The sequence below is a fragment of the Amycolatopsis sp. WQ 127309 genome, from assembly GCF_023023025.1.
GTDB lineage: Bacteria > Actinomycetota > Actinomycetes > Mycobacteriales > Pseudonocardiaceae > Amycolatopsis.
The window spans coordinates 10,548,243-10,565,604 of sequence record NZ_CP095481.1 but is presented as its reverse complement, the minus strand read 5'-3'; the positions used below and the strand labels follow the sequence as shown (position 1 = coordinate 10,565,604).

Annotated in this window: 15 protein-coding genes; 12 read left to right on the top strand and 3 right to left on the bottom strand. The window is 72.9% G+C overall.

Going from position 1 to position 17,362, the window contains the following annotated elements; all coding sequences use genetic code 11:
- Nucleotides 1-65: 65 nt before the first annotated feature.
- Nucleotides 66-470, top strand: coding sequence for a DUF3040 domain-containing protein (locus tag MUY22_RS46670; protein WP_247054608.1), 405 nt, complete (start codon nt 66-68; stop codon nt 468-470).
- A gap of 246 nt (nt 471-716) precedes the next feature.
- Here MUY22_RS46670 and MUY22_RS46665 read toward each other — a convergent pair whose 3' ends face one another.
- From MUY22_RS46665 to MUY22_RS46655, 3 genes are read right to left on the bottom strand one after another with little or no spacing between them, the layout of a single operon-like run.
- A complete protein-coding gene (locus tag MUY22_RS46665) occupies nt 717-3,224 on the bottom strand; it encodes a DUF3488 and transglutaminase-like domain-containing protein (RefSeq protein WP_247054605.1) in 2,508 nt (835 codons plus the stop codon).
- Nucleotides 3,221-4,495, bottom strand: a complete 1,275-nt coding sequence (locus MUY22_RS46660; protein WP_247054603.1) for a DUF58 domain-containing protein — start codon at nt 4,493-4,495, stop codon at nt 3,221-3,223. Before MUY22_RS46660 ends, MUY22_RS46665 begins: the two co-directional genes overlap by 4 nt.
- A 28-nt stretch (nt 4,496-4,523) precedes the next feature.
- The gene (locus MUY22_RS46655; RefSeq protein ID WP_247054601.1) at nt 4,524-5,597 is read right to left on the bottom strand and encodes a MoxR family ATPase; all 1,074 of its coding nucleotides are present in this window, start codon (nt 5,595-5,597) and stop codon (nt 4,524-4,526) included.
- 316 nt (nt 5,598-5,913) lie between these two features.
- Here MUY22_RS46655 and MUY22_RS46650 point away from each other — a divergent pair, with 316 nt between their 5' ends.
- The 11 genes from MUY22_RS46650 (at nt 5,914) to mraY (ending at nt 17,362) form a co-directional block, all read left to right on the top strand.
- Entirely contained in the window at nt 5,914-6,264 is a 351-nt protein-coding gene (locus tag MUY22_RS46650; RefSeq protein WP_247054599.1) for a hypothetical protein, read from the top strand.
- A gap of 4 nt (nt 6,265-6,268) precedes the next feature.
- Nucleotides 6,269-6,802, top strand: coding sequence for a DUF3558 domain-containing protein (locus MUY22_RS46645; RefSeq protein WP_247054597.1), 534 nt, complete (start codon nt 6,269-6,271; stop codon nt 6,800-6,802).
- Nucleotides 6,803-6,884: 82 nt separating this feature from the next.
- Entirely contained in the window at nt 6,885-7,388 is a 504-nt protein-coding gene (locus MUY22_RS46640) for a PPE domain-containing protein (RefSeq protein ID WP_247064455.1), read from the top strand.
- The gene (locus MUY22_RS46635; RefSeq protein ID WP_247054595.1) at nt 7,385-8,140 is read left to right on the top strand and encodes an ESX secretion-associated protein EspG; all 756 of its coding nucleotides are present in this window, start codon (nt 7,385-7,387) and stop codon (nt 8,138-8,140) included. The genes MUY22_RS46640 and MUY22_RS46635 overlap by 4 nt, the downstream gene beginning before the upstream one ends.
- A gap of 586 nt (nt 8,141-8,726) precedes the next feature.
- Nucleotides 8,727-9,158, top strand: coding sequence for a division/cell wall cluster transcriptional repressor MraZ (mraZ, locus tag MUY22_RS46630; protein WP_247054593.1), 432 nt, complete (start codon nt 8,727-8,729; stop codon nt 9,156-9,158).
- Nucleotides 9,159-9,384: 226 nt separating this feature from the next.
- The gene (gene rsmH / locus MUY22_RS46625; RefSeq protein WP_247054591.1) at nt 9,385-10,338 is read left to right on the top strand and encodes a 16S rRNA (cytosine(1402)-N(4))-methyltransferase RsmH; all 954 of its coding nucleotides are present in this window, start codon (nt 9,385-9,387) and stop codon (nt 10,336-10,338) included.
- On the top strand, nt 10,335-11,081 hold the full coding sequence (locus tag MUY22_RS46620) for a hypothetical protein (RefSeq protein WP_247054589.1): 747 nt from the start codon (nt 10,335-10,337) through the stop codon (nt 11,079-11,081). Before rsmH ends, MUY22_RS46620 begins: the two co-directional genes overlap by 4 nt.
- Nucleotides 11,081-13,006, top strand: coding sequence for a penicillin-binding protein 2 (locus MUY22_RS46615; RefSeq protein WP_247054587.1), 1,926 nt, complete (start codon nt 11,081-11,083; stop codon nt 13,004-13,006). The genes MUY22_RS46620 and MUY22_RS46615 overlap by 1 nt, the downstream gene beginning before the upstream one ends.
- A gap of 236 nt (nt 13,007-13,242) precedes the next feature.
- Entirely contained in the window at nt 13,243-14,787 is a 1,545-nt protein-coding gene (locus MUY22_RS46610; RefSeq protein ID WP_247064453.1) for a UDP-N-acetylmuramoyl-L-alanyl-D-glutamate--2,6-diaminopimelate ligase, read from the top strand.
- Nucleotides 14,784-16,289, top strand: coding sequence for a UDP-N-acetylmuramoyl-tripeptide--D-alanyl-D-alanine ligase (gene murF, locus MUY22_RS46605; RefSeq protein WP_247054585.1), 1,506 nt, complete (start codon nt 14,784-14,786; stop codon nt 16,287-16,289). The genes MUY22_RS46610 and murF overlap by 4 nt, the downstream gene beginning before the upstream one ends.
- The gene (gene mraY, locus MUY22_RS46600) at nt 16,286-17,362 is read left to right on the top strand and encodes a phospho-N-acetylmuramoyl-pentapeptide-transferase (RefSeq protein WP_247054583.1); all 1,077 of its coding nucleotides are present in this window, start codon (nt 16,286-16,288) and stop codon (nt 17,360-17,362) included. The genes murF and mraY overlap by 4 nt, the downstream gene beginning before the upstream one ends.

The following is a 17,362-nucleotide window of genomic DNA, read 5'->3' as shown; positions in this document are numbered from 1 at the left end:
TTGGCTGTTGGGTCCAGAACGTTGCGCGGCCCGGCGCCCGCGACAGCTGTGCCGGAGGAGGAAAGATGCCACTCTCCGAGCATGAGCAGCGGCTGCTCGATCAGATCGAGCGCGAGCTCTATGCCGAGGACCCCAAGTTCGCATCCACGGTGCGTGGCACCCGGTTGCGTCGCCCCGCTCGCCGACGGCGTATCCAGGGCATCGCCCTGTTCGTAGTGGGCGTGGCCCTGCTGGTGCTGGGCGTGGTGGTGCCGCAGTTCCGGGTGGCCGACATCCCGCTGATCAGCGTGCTCGGGTTCCTCGTGATGTTCTTCGGGGTCATGTTGGCCGTCACATCGATCCGGCACGGCGCCGAATCGGACGGCAAGGGCGGTGGACCGGGCGCACGAGGCGGCAAGCAGCAAGGCCGCCGCAGCTCGTTCACCCAGCGGATGGAGGAGCGCTTCCGCCAGCGCTTCGAAGAGCAGTAGCGCCGCTAGACCACGAGATCCGCGTCCCGCCCGCCCGGTGGGACGCGGATCTTCTTGTGTGCTCAGCTACGTTTGAAGCCCGCCCGCACCGGCGGTGACAGTAGGTGACCACCCGGATGGGTGACCCCCGCGTGCCCCGGCCCGCGACTCGCGTGAGCAGCCCCGGATCCCGCGTGACTGGACCCGGAACTCGCGTGATCAGCCCCGTAACTCGCGTGATCCGAGGCGGATCTCGCGTGCCCGGGGTCAGTCGCGGTTGCGGAAGATCGAGCGCGGGAAGAGACGGCCCTTCCAGGACAGCGGGGCGTTGCGGTGCAGGCTTCGGCGCAGGTGGTCGAACGCCGAGGGGAGCGTCGGGTCGCTTTCGCCGTCCTGGCCGTACCAGGAGCGCTCCACGACCCCGATGACCGTGCGCAGGCCTTCGCGGCCTTCGTCGTCGAGGTGGTGCTTCTTCGCCAGCTTCTGCCCGGCCACCCGGACCGTGTCGCCCGGCGGGATGGGCAGCCCGCGGTCGGCGCACTCGGCCCGCAGCTCCGACCACGCCGCGTCCGCCGCGCCCGGCCGGTGCCCGACGATCTCCTGCAGCCGTCGCCGCCGGCCGACGTCGCGGGCCGCCGACGGGCCGAGCAACGCGGCCAGCAGCAGCACCACGATCAGGCCGAACCACCACGACAGCAGCGACGAGAGCATGCCCAGCACGGCCACCCACAGCACCGTGGTGATCAGCGGCAGCCAGTTCGTCAGCACCGCCCCGAGCCCGGTCCGGGCCGGCGCGCTCTCCGGCGTGACCCCCGGCCGTCTCCGGTAGAGGATTCCGCCGACGACCACCAGCAGGGTCGCCAGGATCGCGAAGCCGACCAGCACGTACACCAGGATCCACACCCAGGCGGGCGTGCCGTCGTCGGTCTGCTGGGTGTCCTGGGCCTGCGCGTTCTGCCCGGTGTCGCGGGGCACGCCGGTCGGCGCGGCGCTCGGCTGCACCGTGCTCGGCGCGACCTGCGTGTCGTCCGGCTGGTCGCCGTTCTCGCCGCCGGCCTGCAGGTACGGCGGGGTGATGCCGCGGCCGTCGGACAGCGGGGTCGGGTCGAACGTGACCCAGCCCTTGTCGCCGAAGTACACCTCGACCCACGCGTGCGCGTCCTGGGTGGTGATCGACAGGTAGTCGTTGACCGGGACGCCCGGGGTGAAGCCGATCGCCACCCGCGACGGGATGTTCGCCACCCGCAGCATCACGGCCATCGCCGAGGCGAACTGCTCGCAGAAGCCCCGCTTGCCCTTGAGGATGAAGTCGGCGAGGGCGTCGGCGTCGTTGGCCGGCGCGGTCTGCGTGTCGTAGACGAAGCCGTTCTGCGCGGTGAAGTACTGCCAGATCGCACTGGCCCGGTCGAAGTCGTTGGACTTGCCCGCGATCAGCTGGTCGGTCTTCGCGCGGACGCGGTCGTCGACCCGCTCGATCTGGGTGTAGCGCGGCGGGAGGTCGTCGACTTTGTCGGTGACGCGCAGCTCCTGCGCCGTCGGCTCCTTCAGCGACGCGTATTCGGTGTAGGACGGCGGGACCTCGCTGCGCGTGGTGAACACCGTGCCGCTGACCTGGTCGTAGAGGTAGCCGCTGCCCGCGCCGTCGATCGCGCGCGGCGCGCCGTAGACCGGCAGCCAGTTGTCGCGCCAGCTCGTCGGCTCGACGTCGACCCGGCGGGCGGGACCGGCGCCGTCGTCGCCCGGGGCGGGCGGCAGCTGCGGCGTGATCGGGATGCCCTGCTGCGACCGGCCGTCGTCGTGGATGCCCCAGCCCTTGTTGGGGTAGTAGGTGTCGAGCGTCATCGCGCGCAGCAGCCGCCGGTCGGTGCCGAGGCCGCGGACCTTGAACAGCTCCCGGTTCGCGCCCTGGTCGAGCATGCCGCGCAGCTCGGTGAACGGCTGGATGCCGAACCCGCCGGCGCCCGCGCCCGGGCCGTCGCCGCCGTTGCCGAACGGGATCCGCCCGACCGTGCCGACCCAGGTGATCGCCCCGCCGAAGAGGCCGAGCACGACGGCCGCGGCCACGACCGCGACCGGCGCCGACAGCACGCCCGGCTTGCCGCTGCGCCCGGGGGCGTCGCGGGTGCGCCAGCGCTGGTGCCGGTGGTTGCCGTCGACGGCGAGCAGGCCGGCGAACGCGGCCCCGCCGAGCAGGAACGTCCACCAGGGCAGCATGTCCTCGGACAGCGCGGCCGGCACGGCGTAGACGCAGAGCAGCACGAGCCCGGTCGCGGCGGGCGCCGCGGCGGCCACCGTCAGCGTGTCGACCAGGACGGCGACCAGGCCGATCAGGATCGTGATGAGGCAGAGGATCGGCTGGCTGCCCTCGACCGGTGGCAGCCCGACGCGGATCTGCTCGGCCGCCGCCGAGAGCGTGTTCCCGAGCTCGGTGAAGGCGTCCGGGCCCGGCACGACCAGCAGGATCCCGTGCGTGGTGAAGGCGCCGGTGATGAGGAAGAGCAGGACCAGCAGCTGGCCGAGGCCGACCAGCACGGTCGGCACCTGCAGCGAGCGCAGCGCGAGCCCGGTGGCGCCGATCAGCAGGACGGCGACGAACAGGTAGCCGAACCAGGCCAGGCCGGCCACGACGCTGGTCACCGACGTCGCCGCGCACAGCGTCGCGATCGCGGCGCAGGCCGGGGCGAGCAGGCTGGCGCGCCAGGCGGAGAGCGGGTGCTGGGAGGACGGACGCCGGGGCGGGGTGGCCGGCGGACGCGGCGGGGCGGCGGTGCTCATCGGTTCCCGCCGATCAGAGTGCCGCGGCGGGCGCCCGCCTGGCAGAGCTCGGCCCACACCTGCGGCATCGGCGAGCCGGGGCCGGCGATCACCACGCCCCAGCCGGCCGCGCGCAGCAGCGCGGCCGAGTCCTCGGTGGCGGCGGCCCGCTGCTCGGGCGCGCTCACCCCGGCCGACCACGTGGGCGTGTCGAGCAGGACGGCGAGGCTGCGGATGCCGCGCGGGCGGAACTGGGTCAGCTCGTGGACGGCTTCGGTGCTGACGGTGCCGAGCACGGCGACCAGCTCCTGGCCGTCGGCCGGGTCGCGGGCCAGCGTGATGTCGCGCTGGTGCGCCGGCTGCAGCGCGGCGAGCGCGTCGAGCACGATGTGGTCGTAGTGGTCGCCGCCGTCGCCGGGGGTGTCGGCCAGCGTGACGCCGTGCTCGCTGACCAGCCGGACGCGGTGCCCGGCGCGGCGCAGGTGCAGCGCGGCCGACGCGGTGAACGACACCGCCCACTCCAGGCTGGCGGCGGGACCGGAACCGTGGTGCGCGGCGGCGCGGTTGTCGAGCAGCACCGTGGTGCCGCCGCGCCAGGGCCGTTCCTCGACGCGGACCATGATCTCGTCGCGGCGGGCGGTCGAGCGCCAGTGCACCTTCCGCAGGTCGTCGCCCTGGCGGTACTGCCGGACGATGACGTCGGCCTCGCCCTGCCCGGCGTGCAGCCGGACGGTGCCGTCGTCGCCGACGCCGATGCCCGCGCCGCTCGGCAGCCCCCACAGCGCGACGACGCGCGGGACGACGACCAGCCGCGAGTGCCCGATCAGCTCGCGTTCGAACTCGCACAGCCCGAACGGGTCGGTGATCGTCGCGCGCAGCGGCCCGACCTGCTGGATCCCGCGCAGCACCGGCTGCAGCGGGTAGCGCAGCGCGACGCGCCTGTCGTGCGGGAGCCGTTCGACGACGAACCGCGGCCGGGAGCCCAGCGCGTACGGCACGCCGTCCTCGAGCAGGATCTCGCCGGCCGGCAGCCGCCCGCTGCGCCACAGCTCCAGCTGCACCTCGCCGTTCGCGCCGACCGCGACGCGCTGGGGGTGCAGCGCCCGGGTGGCGCCGATCCGCAGCCGCGTCGCCGAGATGAACACGGCGACCAGCAGCGGCAGGGCCACCACGAAGACGGCGACCCGCAGCAGGTCGCGTTCGTTGAGGACGAACGAGCACACCGCGGCCGCGAGCCCCGCGGCCAGCAGGCATCGGCCGCGGGTGGTCAGGCCGGACAGGGCACGCAGCATGCGGTTCTCTTCACCTTCGCCGAAGGGACTACTGGCGCGGGCCGGAGCCCTGGGGCACCGGGACGCGGTGCAGGACAGCCCGCACGACGTCGGTCGCCGAGCGGCGGGCCGCGTGGGCCTCGGTGGTGAGCATGAGGCGGTGCGCCAGCACGGGGACCGCGACGGTGTGCAGGTCGTCCGGGACGACGTAGTCGCGACCCGACAGCGCCGCCTGGGCGCGCGCCGCGCGGACCAGGTGCAGCGTCGCGCGCGGGGACGCGCCGAGCCGGATCTCCGGCAGCTGCCGCGTCGTCGCGACGAGGTCGACCGCGTAGCGGCGGACCTCGGGGGCCAGGTGCACGCCGCGGACCGTCTCGATCAGCCGGTGCACGGTCTCGCCGTCGGAGACCGGCTGCAGGTCCTCGATCGGGTTGTGCCCGGCGTGCTCGTCGACCATGGCCAGCTCGGCCTGCTGGTCGGGGTAGCCGATGGAGACCCGCGCGGTGAAGCGGTCGCGCTGGGCTTCGGGCAGCGCGTACGTGCCTTCCATCTCGATCGGGTTCTGCGTGGCGATCACCATGAACGGCTCTTCGAGCTTGTAGGTCGAGGTGTCGACGGTGACCTGGTGCTCTTCCATGCACTCCAGCAGCGCCGACTGCGTCTTCGGCGAGGCGCGGTTGATCTCGTCGCCCACCACGATGTTCGCGAACACCGGGCCGGGGCGGAAGTCGAACTCGCCGGACTGGCGGTTGTAGATGGAGACGCCGGTGACGTCGCTCGGCAGCAGGTCCGGCGTGAACTGGATGCGGCTGACCGTGCAGTCGATGGACCGGGCCAGCGCCTTGGCCAGCGACGTCTTCCCGACGCCGGGCACGTCCTCGACCAGCAGGTGGCCCTCGGCGAGCAGGGTGACCAGTGCGATCCGGATGACGTCGGGTTTGCCGACCAGCACCCGTTCGACGTTGGCGGCGATCTTCCGGGCGGCCTCGTGCAGTTCGTCCAGCGACACTCTGCCCGGCCGGGCGTTCACCCGGCCGTTGCCCGAGGCGTCCGCCGGATAAGGCGGTCGCCCGGATGCCTGCTCGCCCGATCCGGGCGTCGCAGACTGGATTCTCGACGTCACTCGACCTCCTGGTGGCGCATGGCTGGGCGCGGAGTGCGCACCAGCCGGGCCGGTCGGCCCCCTGGCTGCTGTCCGCGCAGCGACCAGCCTTCCATCCAGTGTGTCAAACCCGGGCGAACCGAGGGGCGGAACCCCGCGAAGCCGCCGGCCTGACCGTCGCGATGGCGATCGATGACACTGCGCAAGCAGGGACGATACTCCGATCGGGTGCAGTGTCACCCGATTCCGGGTGCTCCTGCTGACGCCCTGCACGGCGTACGCTCTTCTTGTCAGAGGTCGCCCGACTGTTTCCGCTTTCGGAGAGGCGTAACCGCTTATGAGCGAGGTGCGAACGCAGCCGCCGTTCGACGTCCGCGGGTTCGCGGTCGCGCCCGAGCTGGCGACCGACGCCTACGCGAAGCTCGGCCAGCTGCAGGACGTCGTCGGCGAGATGGTGCGCGAGGCCAAGGTGCTCGGCCGCAGCGTCCCGCTGGGCGGCGGGTACGCCGGGGAGATCGGCAAGTTCATGGCCGAGTACGGCATCGGCGGGCAGGGCTCGGCCGTGCAGCAGCTGACCGCGTTCGGCAAGGAGCTCGAGACGCTCAAGCACCGGATCGGCCAGGCGCTGGCGAAGTACCAGCACGCCGACGAGACGGCGGCGGACGGCGTGGACTGCACGGGTGGCTGAGGGCGTGCACAAGAAGTATCTGTGGGCCCCGGCCCTCTTGCTGCTCGCGGCTTGCGGACAGCAACCCGCGCTGCCGGCCGTCGCGGGCGGCGCTTCGACCGTGGCGCCGTCGACGTCGCGGCCCCCGGCCGAGCCCGGCACGCTGGCCGCGCTCGACCCGTGCACGCTGCTTTCGCCGCAGGACCGCTCCAGCGCCGGGGTGAGCGTGCTCGGCAAGCCGAAGGACATCGCCGGCGCGCGGGCGTGCGACTGGACGGTGCCCGCGAGCTTCGGCGTCACCGTGACCCTCGACGAGCGCAACGGCCTGGCCGACCTCGCCGTCGCGAAGAAGACGGCCACCAGGACCACGGTCGGCGCCCACCCGGCGCTGCGCGTCTCGGACAAGAAGGCCGCCGACGGCACCTGCGCCGTGCTGCTCGGGGTGGGGGACTCCGGCAGCGTCCAGGTCGACGTCAGCAACTCCGGCTTCACCGACACCACGCTTGCGTGCCGCCGCGCGGGCACGGTGGCCGGGCTGGTCGAACCCAAGCTGCCCTGACCCGACGACCGGAAGGTGTGCCGTGCCCGACGCCGAACCCCCCGTCCCCGCCGCGCGGTACGAGTCCTACAGCCACGAGGCGATGGCCGCCGAGGTCGAGCGGGACAACGACCCGGTCGCCGCGGGCGAGGTGGGCGCCCGCTGGGACGGGCTCGCGAAGCGGCTGCACGAGTCGACCGCCGACCTGGCCGCGCTGATCGCCGGCACGCACGACACCTGGCAGGGGCCGGGCGGTGACGCGGCGCGCGCCTCGCTCGGCCGGGCCGCGCAGTGGCTGTCGCACTCCGCCGCCGTGTCGGCGTCGGTCGGCACCGCGGTCGGCGCGCAGGCGGACGCGGCCGCGCGGGCCCGGGCCGACATGCCGCCGCCGGTGACCTACGACCCGGCGGCGATGATCCGCGACGCCGCCGGCGCGGGCAACATCCTCGTGCTGGCCGGGCTGGCCGACGAGATGGAGGCGCGCCGCGCCGAGGCGGAAGCCGCGCGGCAGAAGGCGATCGACGTCCTCCGGACCCGGGACACGGCCCTGCGTGGCCACGTCCCGGCCGGGACGTTCGCGGCCCCGCCGGCGCTGGGGCAGGCTTGATCCGCGTCTCCGCGTCGGCGTTCGACATCCTCTGGACGGACCTCGGCCACGACCGGCCGCCGGAGCCGCTCGGCGTGCGCAGCGTCGGCGGCACCGACGAGGAGCGCGAAGGGGTCCGCAAGGCGGTCTACGAGAACCTCGCCGGGCGCGGGCTCTACGACGGGACCCGGCTGGAACCCGCGCTGGCGCACCGGCTGGAGCTGCTCGCGGCGGGGGAGGTGTTCGTCGCCTGCGAGGCACTGGCCGACATGACGGCGGCGGTGCCGTTCCGCGCGGTGGCGGCGGTCCGCGGCCGCCGCGGCGTGCTGGCGACCCAGCCGGAGCAGACGATCAGCTTGGACGGCATCCGCGAAAGCGAGCTGTGCACGGCGATCGTCGACGTCCTGCCGGAACTGACGGCGGGCCCGGGCTACGGCGTCAGCCTCGCCGCGGCCGCGCTCGCCGCCGGCGTCGAAGACCCGGTGTTCGCCGAGCGCGGCGCGCGCTCGGCGGCGTCGTCGGCCCAGCTGCGGGAGGTGCTGGCGATCCAGGCCCGCCCGGTGTACGCGGCGGGCCAGTTCAGCGTCAGCCGCCGGGCCGCGTCGGGCCGGGTCGAGCGCACGGGCGGCTTGACGTGGTTCGACACCGACGTCGGCGCCTACTGCGCGACGAAGACCGCGGGCCGCGGCGGGCAGGAGTGGGTGACCGTCACCCCGGTCGACAGCGCCCGCCTCGCGTCCCGCGTCGCCGCCCTGCTCACCCCCGAAACCTGACCCGGGTGCCCGAAGGGGCACGAACCGTGGCCGGACGGGCAGTCCCGGTGATCAAGCCCAGGACCCGCGTGATCGACGGCGGAAGTCACGTGATCGGGGCCGTGACTCGCGTGATCGAGGGCGGAACTCGCGAGTTACGGGTCCCGTCACGCGAATGGCGGCTGCGATCACGCGAGTTCCGGGTTCCGTCACGTCGGTGTGCTGGTCACCCGGGTTCCCCGCTTCTCACCACCCGTGTCCCCACCGGACCCCACCCGGATCCCCACCGCACCCCACCGGAGTCCCCACCCGGCCCCGCGGCGGGTGGTACTGGTTCTTTCGCGGCCGTTATGCGGACGTTTCGGGGGCAGCTGAGGTTGCTTTGGTCCACCACGGCGGGGGATCTTGGCCACGGTGCCCCACCGCACCCCCCACTCACCCCCACCTTGCTGACCAGCGCAAACGGGAGACACGACGGAGTGAGACGCGGTTTTGTCGCGTTGACTGTGGTGAAAAGTGGGGTACGGTGGTGGCCAGTGGGGCGGAAGGGAAGCCCCGGAGCCGCAGCCAGTGGTCCGCCACCGGATGCGGTAGGGAGGTGGAGGCCGTGTTCCTCGGCACCCACACCCCGAAGCTGGACGACAAAGGGCGGCTCGCGCTGCCCGCGAAGTTCCGCGACGCCTTGGCCGGCGGGCTGATGCTCACGAAGGGGCAGGACCACTGTCTCTTCGTCTTCCCCCGCGCCGAGTTCGAGCAGATGGCGCGCAAGGTCGCCGAGGCCCCGTTCACGAACGAGGCCGTCCGGGCCTACCAGCGTTACCTGTTCGCCGGGACGGACGAGCAACGCCCTGACGGGCAGGGGCGCATCAGCATCGCGCCCGAGCTCCGCCGCTACGCGGGGCTCAGCAAGGAATGCGTGGTGATCGGGGCGATCACCAGGCTGGAGATCTGGGACGCCGAAGCGTGGCAGGGGTACCTGGAGGAACACGAAGACAGCTACGCGAAGGCTCGAGAGGAAGTACTGCCGGGCGTCTTCTAGGCGCGTGGTCGCGGTGCACCCACGTCGTCGGGGGACGGGGGTACGCCACCGCCCGCGCACCGTGGAGACGCCCACCCGGATGCCGTGAGGCCTCTGTCCGCTCAATGGCCCTGGTGCACCTTCCCCGGTACCAGGTCAGCAGCGGGCGGACAGGGACCTGACGGCATCCGCTGCATTTCCCCCCGAGTCGCCCACGGAAACGGGCACCGAGAAAGGGGGAGGGGACATGACGGCACCCGAGCACGTCCCGGTGCTGCTCGACCGCATCGTCGAGCTGTTCGCTCCCGTGTTCGCCGACCGCGACGCGATCCTCGTGGACGCGACCGTCGGGCTCGGCGGGCACTCCGACGCCATCCTCGAAGCCTTCCCGCGCCTGCGCCTGGTCGCTCTCGACCGGGACCCGGCCGCGCTGGAGCGCTCCGCCGAACGCCTGGCCCGCCACGGCGACCGCGTCGACTTCGTGCACACGATCTACGACGAGCTGCCCGAGGCGCTGGCCGGGCTGGGACTGTCCCGTGTGGACGGCATCCTGTTCGACCTCGGCGTCTCCTCGATGCAGCTGGACCGCGCCGAGCGCGGGTTCGCCTACTCGAAGGACGCGCCGCTCGACATGCGGATGGACCCGACGACCGGGTTCACCGCCGCCGACGTCCTCAACACCTACGCCCCCGGCGAGCTGATCCGGATCCTGCGCGACTACGGCGAGGAACGGTTCGCGCAGCGGATCGTCCGGTCGGTCGTGAACGCCCGCGAGAAGGAACCGTTCACGATGAGCGGGCGCCTGGTCGAGCTGCTCTACGACGCCGTACCGGCGGCGAGCAGGCGCACCGGTGGGCACCCGGCCAAGCGGACGTTCCAGGCGCTGCGGATCGAGGTCAACGGCGAGCTCGAAGTGCTGCGCCGGGCCATGCCCGCCGCGCTGCGCGCGCTCGCCGTCGGCGGCCGGATCGTCGTCGAGTCCTACCAGTCACTGGAGGACCGGCTGGTCAAGCAGGCACTGGCCGAGCTCGCGAAGTCCCGCACGCCGGAAGGACTTCCCGTGGAGCTGCCGGGGCACGGACCGGAGCTGAAGCTCCTGACCCGAGGGGCCGAAAAGGCCGGCGAAGAGGAGACCGACCACAACCCGCGCGCCGCTTCGGTGCGGTTGCGGGCCGCCGAGAGGATCGGAGAGCCGCGATGACCGCTCCCACGAAGCGCCGGGCCGGCGGGCCCGCGACGCGCAAGCGTGACAGTAGTGTCGCGCGCGGGACCACCGTCGAGGTGGAAACCGAGCCGAAGACCGACGAGCCGGGCCAGGCCGCGCCCCGGCGCGCGTCGCGCGGGCGGACGTCCGCGGCCGAGCGCGCCTACGCCCGCCGCGCCCAGCGCGCCGACCTGCTGAAGGAGCGCGAGCCCCGTACCGCGCCGAAGGCGAAGCCGGCGGAGCGCCGGCCGGACGTGCCCAAGCCCAAGCTGAAGCTCCGGCTGCCGAAGTCGCGGGCGTCGTTCGTGCTGCTCATGATGGCGCTGCTGGCCGCCGGCGTGGCGACCACGCTGTGGCTGACCACGCAGGCGATCGCCGACTCCTACCGCCTCGAGCAGCTGCGCACCACCAACTCGAACCTGGCGGAGACGAAGGAGCAGCTGCAGCGCGACGTCGCCAAGGCCGAGTCGCCCGCGTCGCTGGCCCCCGCGGCCCAGCAGCTGGGCATGGTGCCCGGTGGCGACCCGGCGCGGATCCTCGTCGGGCCCGACGGGAAGACGTCGCTGGTCGGCGAGCCCAAGAAGGCCAAGGCGGACACCCCGGCGGTGCCGGCCGCGCCGCCGGCCGCCCCCGCCGCGGGCACGCAGTCGCAGCAGGGCGCGCCGATCGAGGGTGACCAGCCCGCGGTGCCCGCCGAAGACCAGCCGGCGCCGCCGCCGGCCCAGCCCGGGGGCCAGTGATGGCCGCGAGCCGGGGCGGTCAGGCCCGGGCGCGCAACGCGGGCAGCGCGCGGCGGACCTACGCCGCCGGGACCCGGAGCGCGGCCGCGAGCCGGGGCAACGGCGGCCACCGCAGCCGGTTCTCCGCGGTGCGCCTCATCCTGGTCGCCGTGCTCGTCGTCGCGGGCGCGAAACTGGTGCAGGTGCAGTGGTTCGAGGCCGGCGAGCTGTCGCTGGCCGCGGAGAAGCAGCGCACCCAGACCATCGACATCCCGGCCCAGCGCGGGTCCATTGTGGACCGCAACGGCGCCAAGCTGGCGTTCAGCGTCGAGGTCCGCACGCTGTCGGTGAACCTCAAGGCGTTCCACAAGAGCATGGACGACCTGGCCGTGAAGACCCCCGGCACGAAGAAGACGTTCGACACCGAGACCGGCGCGGCCGCGAAGTACATCGCCGCGAAGGTGCCGAGCCAGCTCACCGAGCAGCAGCTGCTGGACCTGTTCCACAAGCAGGCGTCCTTCACCTACCTCGAGAACAACGTCGAGCCGTCGGTCGCCGCCGACATCGTCAAGCAGTTCCCCTGGATCGGCGTCGAGAAGCGCGCGCTGCGCGAGTACCCGGGCGGCAGCCTCGCCTCCAACATCGTCGGCGCCGCGAACTGGCGCTCCGACGACCCGGACGTCTCCAAGCACAACCTGCACGGCCTCGTCGGGCTGGAGCTGGTCCGCGACAACGACCTGGCGGGTACGCCGGGGCGGATGCTGGTCAACACCAAGAACGGCAGCGACAACGTCGTCATCCCGGGCACCGAGCGCGACCTGCAGGCCGCCGTCCCGGGGTCCGACCTCGAGCTGACCATCGACTCCGACCTGCAGTACGAGGTGCAGCGGCAGCTGACGGACTACGTCCAGCAGTCGCACGCCAAGGGCGGGCAGGCCGTGGTCGTGGACGCGAAGACCGGCGAGGTCTACGCGCTGGCCAACGACAAGTCGTTCGACCCCAACGACCAGTCGACCTGGACGACCGACGACCTGGCCAACCCCGCGGTCACCACGCCGTTCGAACCCGGCTCGGTGAACAAGATCGTCACCGCCACCGGGGCGATCGAGTACGGCGTCGCGACGCCGGAGTCGACCACCGCGGTGCCCGGCGCGCTGCAGATCGCCGACAAGACGGTGCACGACGCCTGGACCCACGGCACGCAGAACTTCACCACCGCCGGGATCTTCGCCAAGTCGTCCAACATCGGCACGCTGCTGCTGGCGCAGAAGATCGGCCCGGACCGCTACTCGGACCTGCTCAAGAAGTTCGGGCTCGGCCAGCGCACCGGCGTCGGCCTGCCCGGCGAGAGCGCGGGTGTGGTGCCGGCGCAGAGCCAGTGGTCGGCGACCACGTTCGGCAACCTGCCGATCGGGCAGGGCCTGTCGATGACCGTGCTGCAGATGGCCGGGATGTACCAGGCGATCGCGAACGACGGCCTGCGCGTCGAACCGCGGATCGTCAAGGCGAAGGTGAACCCGGACGGCACCACGGTGCCCGAGCCGGCGCCGAAGTCGGTGCAGGTGGTTCCCGCGCCGACGGCGAAGACGGTGCGCGACATGATGCGCGCGGTCGCGCAGAACGGCAAGGGCCTGCAGAAGGGCACCGCGCCGACGGCGGCGGTCGAGGGGTACCAGATCTCCGGCAAGACCGGCACCGGCCAGCAGGTCGACCCGCGGACGAAGGCCTACAGCGACCACCTCTACAACATCACCTTCGCCGGCATCCTGCCCGCCGACCACCCGCGGTTCGTCGTCGGCATCCGGCTGGACGCGCCGGACACCACGCTGCCGGTGGGCCACTCCGCCGCGCCGCTGTTCCACACCATCGCCTCGTACCTGACGCAGCGGTTCCAGATCCCGCTGTCCGACGGCCCGGCGCCGGAGGTCCCGCTCATCGAACCGTGAGCACGGTCTGTGAAAGCCCCCTCACCGCGGTGAGGGGGCTTTTCCGTGCTCACCGTCCACATCGGCCCCGCGCGTGCGGGAAACTGTTGCGCCGCAAGAGGGTCTGCCGGCGCGTCTAGCACATGTGCCGGGCGCGCACGCAATCGCCGTACCGCGTGCGGGCCCCCGAACCGGCCGCCGGTAGCCTCTTGGCCGTGTCCGTGTCCTCGTCCAGTTCCCCGGTGCCGGAAAGCCCGGTGAAAGCGGTCCCCGCACCGCCGCGCCCGGCGCGCATCGTCCCGGTCCCGCTGGCGACGCTGCTCGCCAGGGCGGACGCCCGCCTGATCGCCGGCTCGCCCGACGCCGCCGACCTCACCGTCACCGGCACCACGCTGCGGGCCCAGCACGTGCTGCCCGGCGACCTGTTCGCCGCGCTGCCCGGCGCCCGCGCGCACGGCGCCGACTTCAGCGACCAGGCCGTCGCCGCCGGGGCCGTCGCCGTCCTCACCGACGCCGCGGGCGCCGAGCGGCCCGCGCTGCGCGACGCCGGCGTCCCGATCCTCGTGCACGCCGACCCGCGCGCCGCCCTCGGCGAGATCGCCGCCTGGATCTACGGCGAGCCGTCGCTGCGGCTGTCCGTGCTCGGCGTCACCGGCACCTCCGGCAAGACCACGACGTCCTACCTGGTCGACGCCGGGCTCGAGGCCGCCGGGCTGACCACCGGCATGATCGGCACGGTCGAGACCCGGATCGCCGGCGAACGCCTGGTCAGCGGGTTCACCACGCCGGAGGCCCCGGACCTGCAGGCGCTGCTCGCGGTGATGCTGGAGCGCGGCGTGACGCACGTGGCGATGGAGGTCTCCAGCCACGCGCTCGCGCTCGGCCGGGCCAACGGCACCCGGTTCACCGTCGGCGCGTTCACCAACCTCTCCCAGGACCACCTGGACTTCCACAAGGACATGCAGGAGTACTTCGCCGCGAAGGCGCTGCTGTTCGACGGCCGCTCGACCACCGAGGTCGTCGTGGTCGACAGCGCGTGGGGACAGGCCCTGCTCACGCCGCAGACGGTCACCGTGACCACGGATCCCGGCACCGACGCCGCGTGGAAGGCCACCGACCTCGAAGCCACCCCGCACGGCGAGCAGACGTTCACCCTGCACGGCCCGGACGGCGTCAGCGCGCCCGCCCGGATCCCGCTGCCGGGCGAGTTCAACGTCGCCAACGCCGTGCTCGCCGCCGCGATCCTGAGCACCGCCGGGGTCGGCCTGGAGCACATCGTCGCCGGGCTCGCCCGGGTGCAGGTGCCGGGCCGGATGGAGCGCGTCCACGTCGGCCAGGAGTTCACCGCCGTCGTCGACTACGCCCACAAGCCGGCCGCGGTCGCCCAGGGCCTGGACGCGCTGCGTGCCCGCACCGACGGCCGGATCATCACCGTGCTCGGCTGCGGCGGCGACCGGGACACCGCGAAGCGCCCGATGATGGGCGAGGCGGCGGCCCGCCGCAGCGACATCCTGATCGTCACCGACGACAACCCGCGCTCCGAGGACCCCGCGGCCATCCGCGCGGCGATGCTGGCCGGCGCCCGGGGCGTCGGCCCGGCCGAAGGCGGCGAGATCGCCGAGATCGGCGACCGCCGCGAGGCCATCGCGCGCGCCGTCGCGCTCGCCGGCCCGGGCGACATCGTCTTCCTCGCCGGCAAGGGGCACGAGACCGGCCAGGAGGCCGGCGGCGTCGTGCACCCGTTCTCCGACCGCGACGAGCTGGCCGCGGCCATCCGCAACAAACTCGAGGTGAGTGTGTGATCGTGCTCAGCCTGGCCGAGATCGCCGACGTCGTCGGCGGCCGGCTGCACCGCGCCGACCCGGGCGCCCAGGTGACCGGCAGCGTGGAGTTCGACACCCGGAAGCTCGTCCCCGGCGGCCTGTTCGTCGCCCTGCCGGGGGAGAAGGTCGACGGCCACGACTTCGCGGCGCAGGCCGTCGAGTCCGGTGCCGTCGCCGTGCTGGCCGCCCGGGAGGTCGACGCGCCCGCGATCGTCGTGCCTCCACTGGCGGCGGGGGAAGCCCACGAGCGGTCGGTCGCGCTGACCGGCGACCAGGACGGCTCCGGCGCGGCGGTGCTGGGCGCGCTCGCGAAGCTCGCCCGCTACGTCGTGCAGCGCCTGGCCGAAGGAAATCTGACCGTCGTCGGCGTCACCGGCTCGTCGGGCAAGACGTCCACCAAGGACGTCATCGCGCAGCTGCTCGAACCGCTCGGCCCGACGGTCGCGCCGCCCGGGTCGTTCAACAACGAGCTGGGCCACCCCTGGACCGCCCTGCGGGCCGACGCGAGCACCCGGCACCTGGTGCTGGAGCTGTCCGCGCGCGGGCCGGGCCACATCGCCCACCTCGCCGAGATCGCCCCGCCGAAGATCGGCGTGGTGCTCAACGTCGGCTCCGCGCACGTCGGCGAGTTCGGTTCCCGCGAAGGCATCGCGAAGACCAAGGGTGAGCTGGTCGAGGCGCTGCCCGAAGACGGCGTCGCGGTCCTCAACCTGGACGACCCGCTGGTCGCGGCCATGGCGAGCCGGACGAAGGCCCGCGTGGTGTTCGTCGGCGAGACCGCCTCCGCCCACATCCGCGCGGAGCGCATCACCCTCGACGACGAGGCCCGCGCGTCCTTCCGGCTGGTCACCCCGGCCGGCGACGCCGACGTCACGCTCCCGCTGCACGGCGAGCACCACGTCGGCAACGCGCTGTCCGCCGCGGCGGTCGCCCTCGAACTGGGCGCGACCCCGGCGGCGATCGCCGCCGGGCTGTCGTCGCTCGAACGGCGGTCCGCGCGGCGCATGGAGGTCGTCACGCGCGCCGACGGCGTCACGGTCCTCAACGACTCGTTCAACGCCAACCCCGAGTCGATGCGGGCCGGCCTGAAGGCCCTGGCGGCGATGACGCGCGAGAGCGGCCGCCGGTCCTGGGCCGTGCTCGGCGTGATGGGCGAGCTCGGCGCGGACACGATCCCCGCGCACGACGAGATCGGCCGGCTCGTCGTGCGGCTCAACATCGCCAAGCTCGTCGTGATCGGCCCCGAGGCGGCGGCCATGCACCAGGGGGCCACCCAGGAGGGCTCCTGGGGCGAGGAAGCGAAGCTGGTACCCGACGTCGAGGCCGCCGCCGCCCTGCTGCATGATCAGCTCCGTCCCGGGGACGTGGTGCTGGTCAAGGCCTCCAAAGCCGCCGGTCTCTGGCGGGTGGCCGAAGCTCTGCTCGACCCCGGGAACTCCCCCCAAGACAACCGAGAACGCTCGAACGGTGGTGACGCGTGATCAGCATCCTGATCGCGGCCGCTGCGGGCCTGCTGGTCTCCATCCTGCTCACGCCCTACCTGATCCGGGTCTTCTCCCGGCAGGGCTTCGGCCAGGAGATCCGCGAGGAAGGCCCCCAGGGACACAAGTCCAAGCGCGGTACCCCGACCATGGGCGGTGTCGCGATCATCATCGCGATGGTCGTCGGGTACTTCGCCGCGCACCTGATCAACTGGATGTTCAACGCCCGCAGCGGCGCGCCGACGGTCTCCGGGCTGCTCGTGCTGATGCTCGCGGTCGGCCTGGGCGTCGTCGGGTTCCTCGACGACTTCATCAAGATCCGCAAGCAGCGCAACCTCGGGCTGAACAAGACCGCGAAGCTGGTCGGCCAGCTCGTCGTCACCATCGCCTTCGCGGTCCTGGCCCTGAACTTCCCGAACGAGCAGGGCATCACGCCGGCGTCGGAGAGCCTCTCCTACGCCCGTGACCTCGCGCTGATCACCTTCCCGTCGGTGATCTTCGTGATCTTCTGCTACATCGTGATCTCCGGCTGGTCGAACGCGGTGAACTTCACCGACGGCCTCGACGGCCTGGCCGGCGGCGCGGCGGCGATGGTGCTGGCCACCTACGTGGTCATCTCGTTCTGGCAGGAGCGGCTCTCCTGCGCGAACGGCCCGGCGGCCGCCTGTTACGACGTCCGCGATCCACTCGACCTGGCGGTGGTCGCCGCGGCGGCGGCCGGCGCGTGCGTCGGGTTCCTCTGGTGGAACGCGGCCCCGGCGAAGATCTTCATGGGCGACACCGGCTCGCTGGCCCTCGGCGGCCTGGTCGCCGGGCTGTCGATGACCACCCGCACCGAGCTGCTCGCCATCGTCATCGGCGGCCTGTTCATGGTCGAGATGATCTCGGTGGTCGCGCAGATCGCGGTGTTCCGGACCACCCGGCGAAGACTGTTCCGGATGGCCCCCTTCCACCACCACTTCGAACTGGCCGGCTGGGCCGAAACCACGGTGATCATCCGGTTCTGGCTGTTGTCGGCGATCTGCTGCATGTTCGGCCTCGGCCTGTTCTACTCCGAGCAGCTCGGGGGCTGA

What these genes read in the sequence shown, in the direction of transcription:
- rsmH (WP_247054591.1), top strand. Translation starts at nt 9,385, where the DNA reads ATGACGGCACCCGAGCACGTCCCGGTGCTGCTCGACCGCATCGTCGAG.
- MUY22_RS46670 (WP_247054608.1), top strand. Translation starts at nt 66, where the DNA reads ATGCCACTCTCCGAGCATGAGCAGCGGCTGCTCGATCAGATCGAGCGC.
- MUY22_RS46640 (WP_247064455.1), top strand. Translation starts at nt 6,885, where the DNA reads ATGGCCGCCGAGGTCGAGCGGGACAACGACCCGGTCGCCGCGGGCGAG.
- MUY22_RS46650 (WP_247054599.1), top strand. Translation starts at nt 5,914, where the DNA reads ATGAGCGAGGTGCGAACGCAGCCGCCGTTCGACGTCCGCGGGTTCGCG.
- MUY22_RS46665 (WP_247054605.1), bottom strand. Translation starts at nt 3,224, where the DNA reads ATGAGCACCGCCGCCCCGCCGCGTCCGCCGGCCACCCCGCCCCGGCGT.
- MUY22_RS46620 (WP_247054589.1), top strand. Translation starts at nt 10,335, where the DNA reads ATGACCGCTCCCACGAAGCGCCGGGCCGGCGGGCCCGCGACGCGCAAG.
- MUY22_RS46615 (WP_247054587.1), top strand. Translation starts at nt 11,081, where the DNA reads ATGGCCGCGAGCCGGGGCGGTCAGGCCCGGGCGCGCAACGCGGGCAGC.
- MUY22_RS46660 (WP_247054603.1), bottom strand. Translation starts at nt 4,495, where the DNA reads ATGCTGCGTGCCCTGTCCGGCCTGACCACCCGCGGCCGATGCCTGCTG.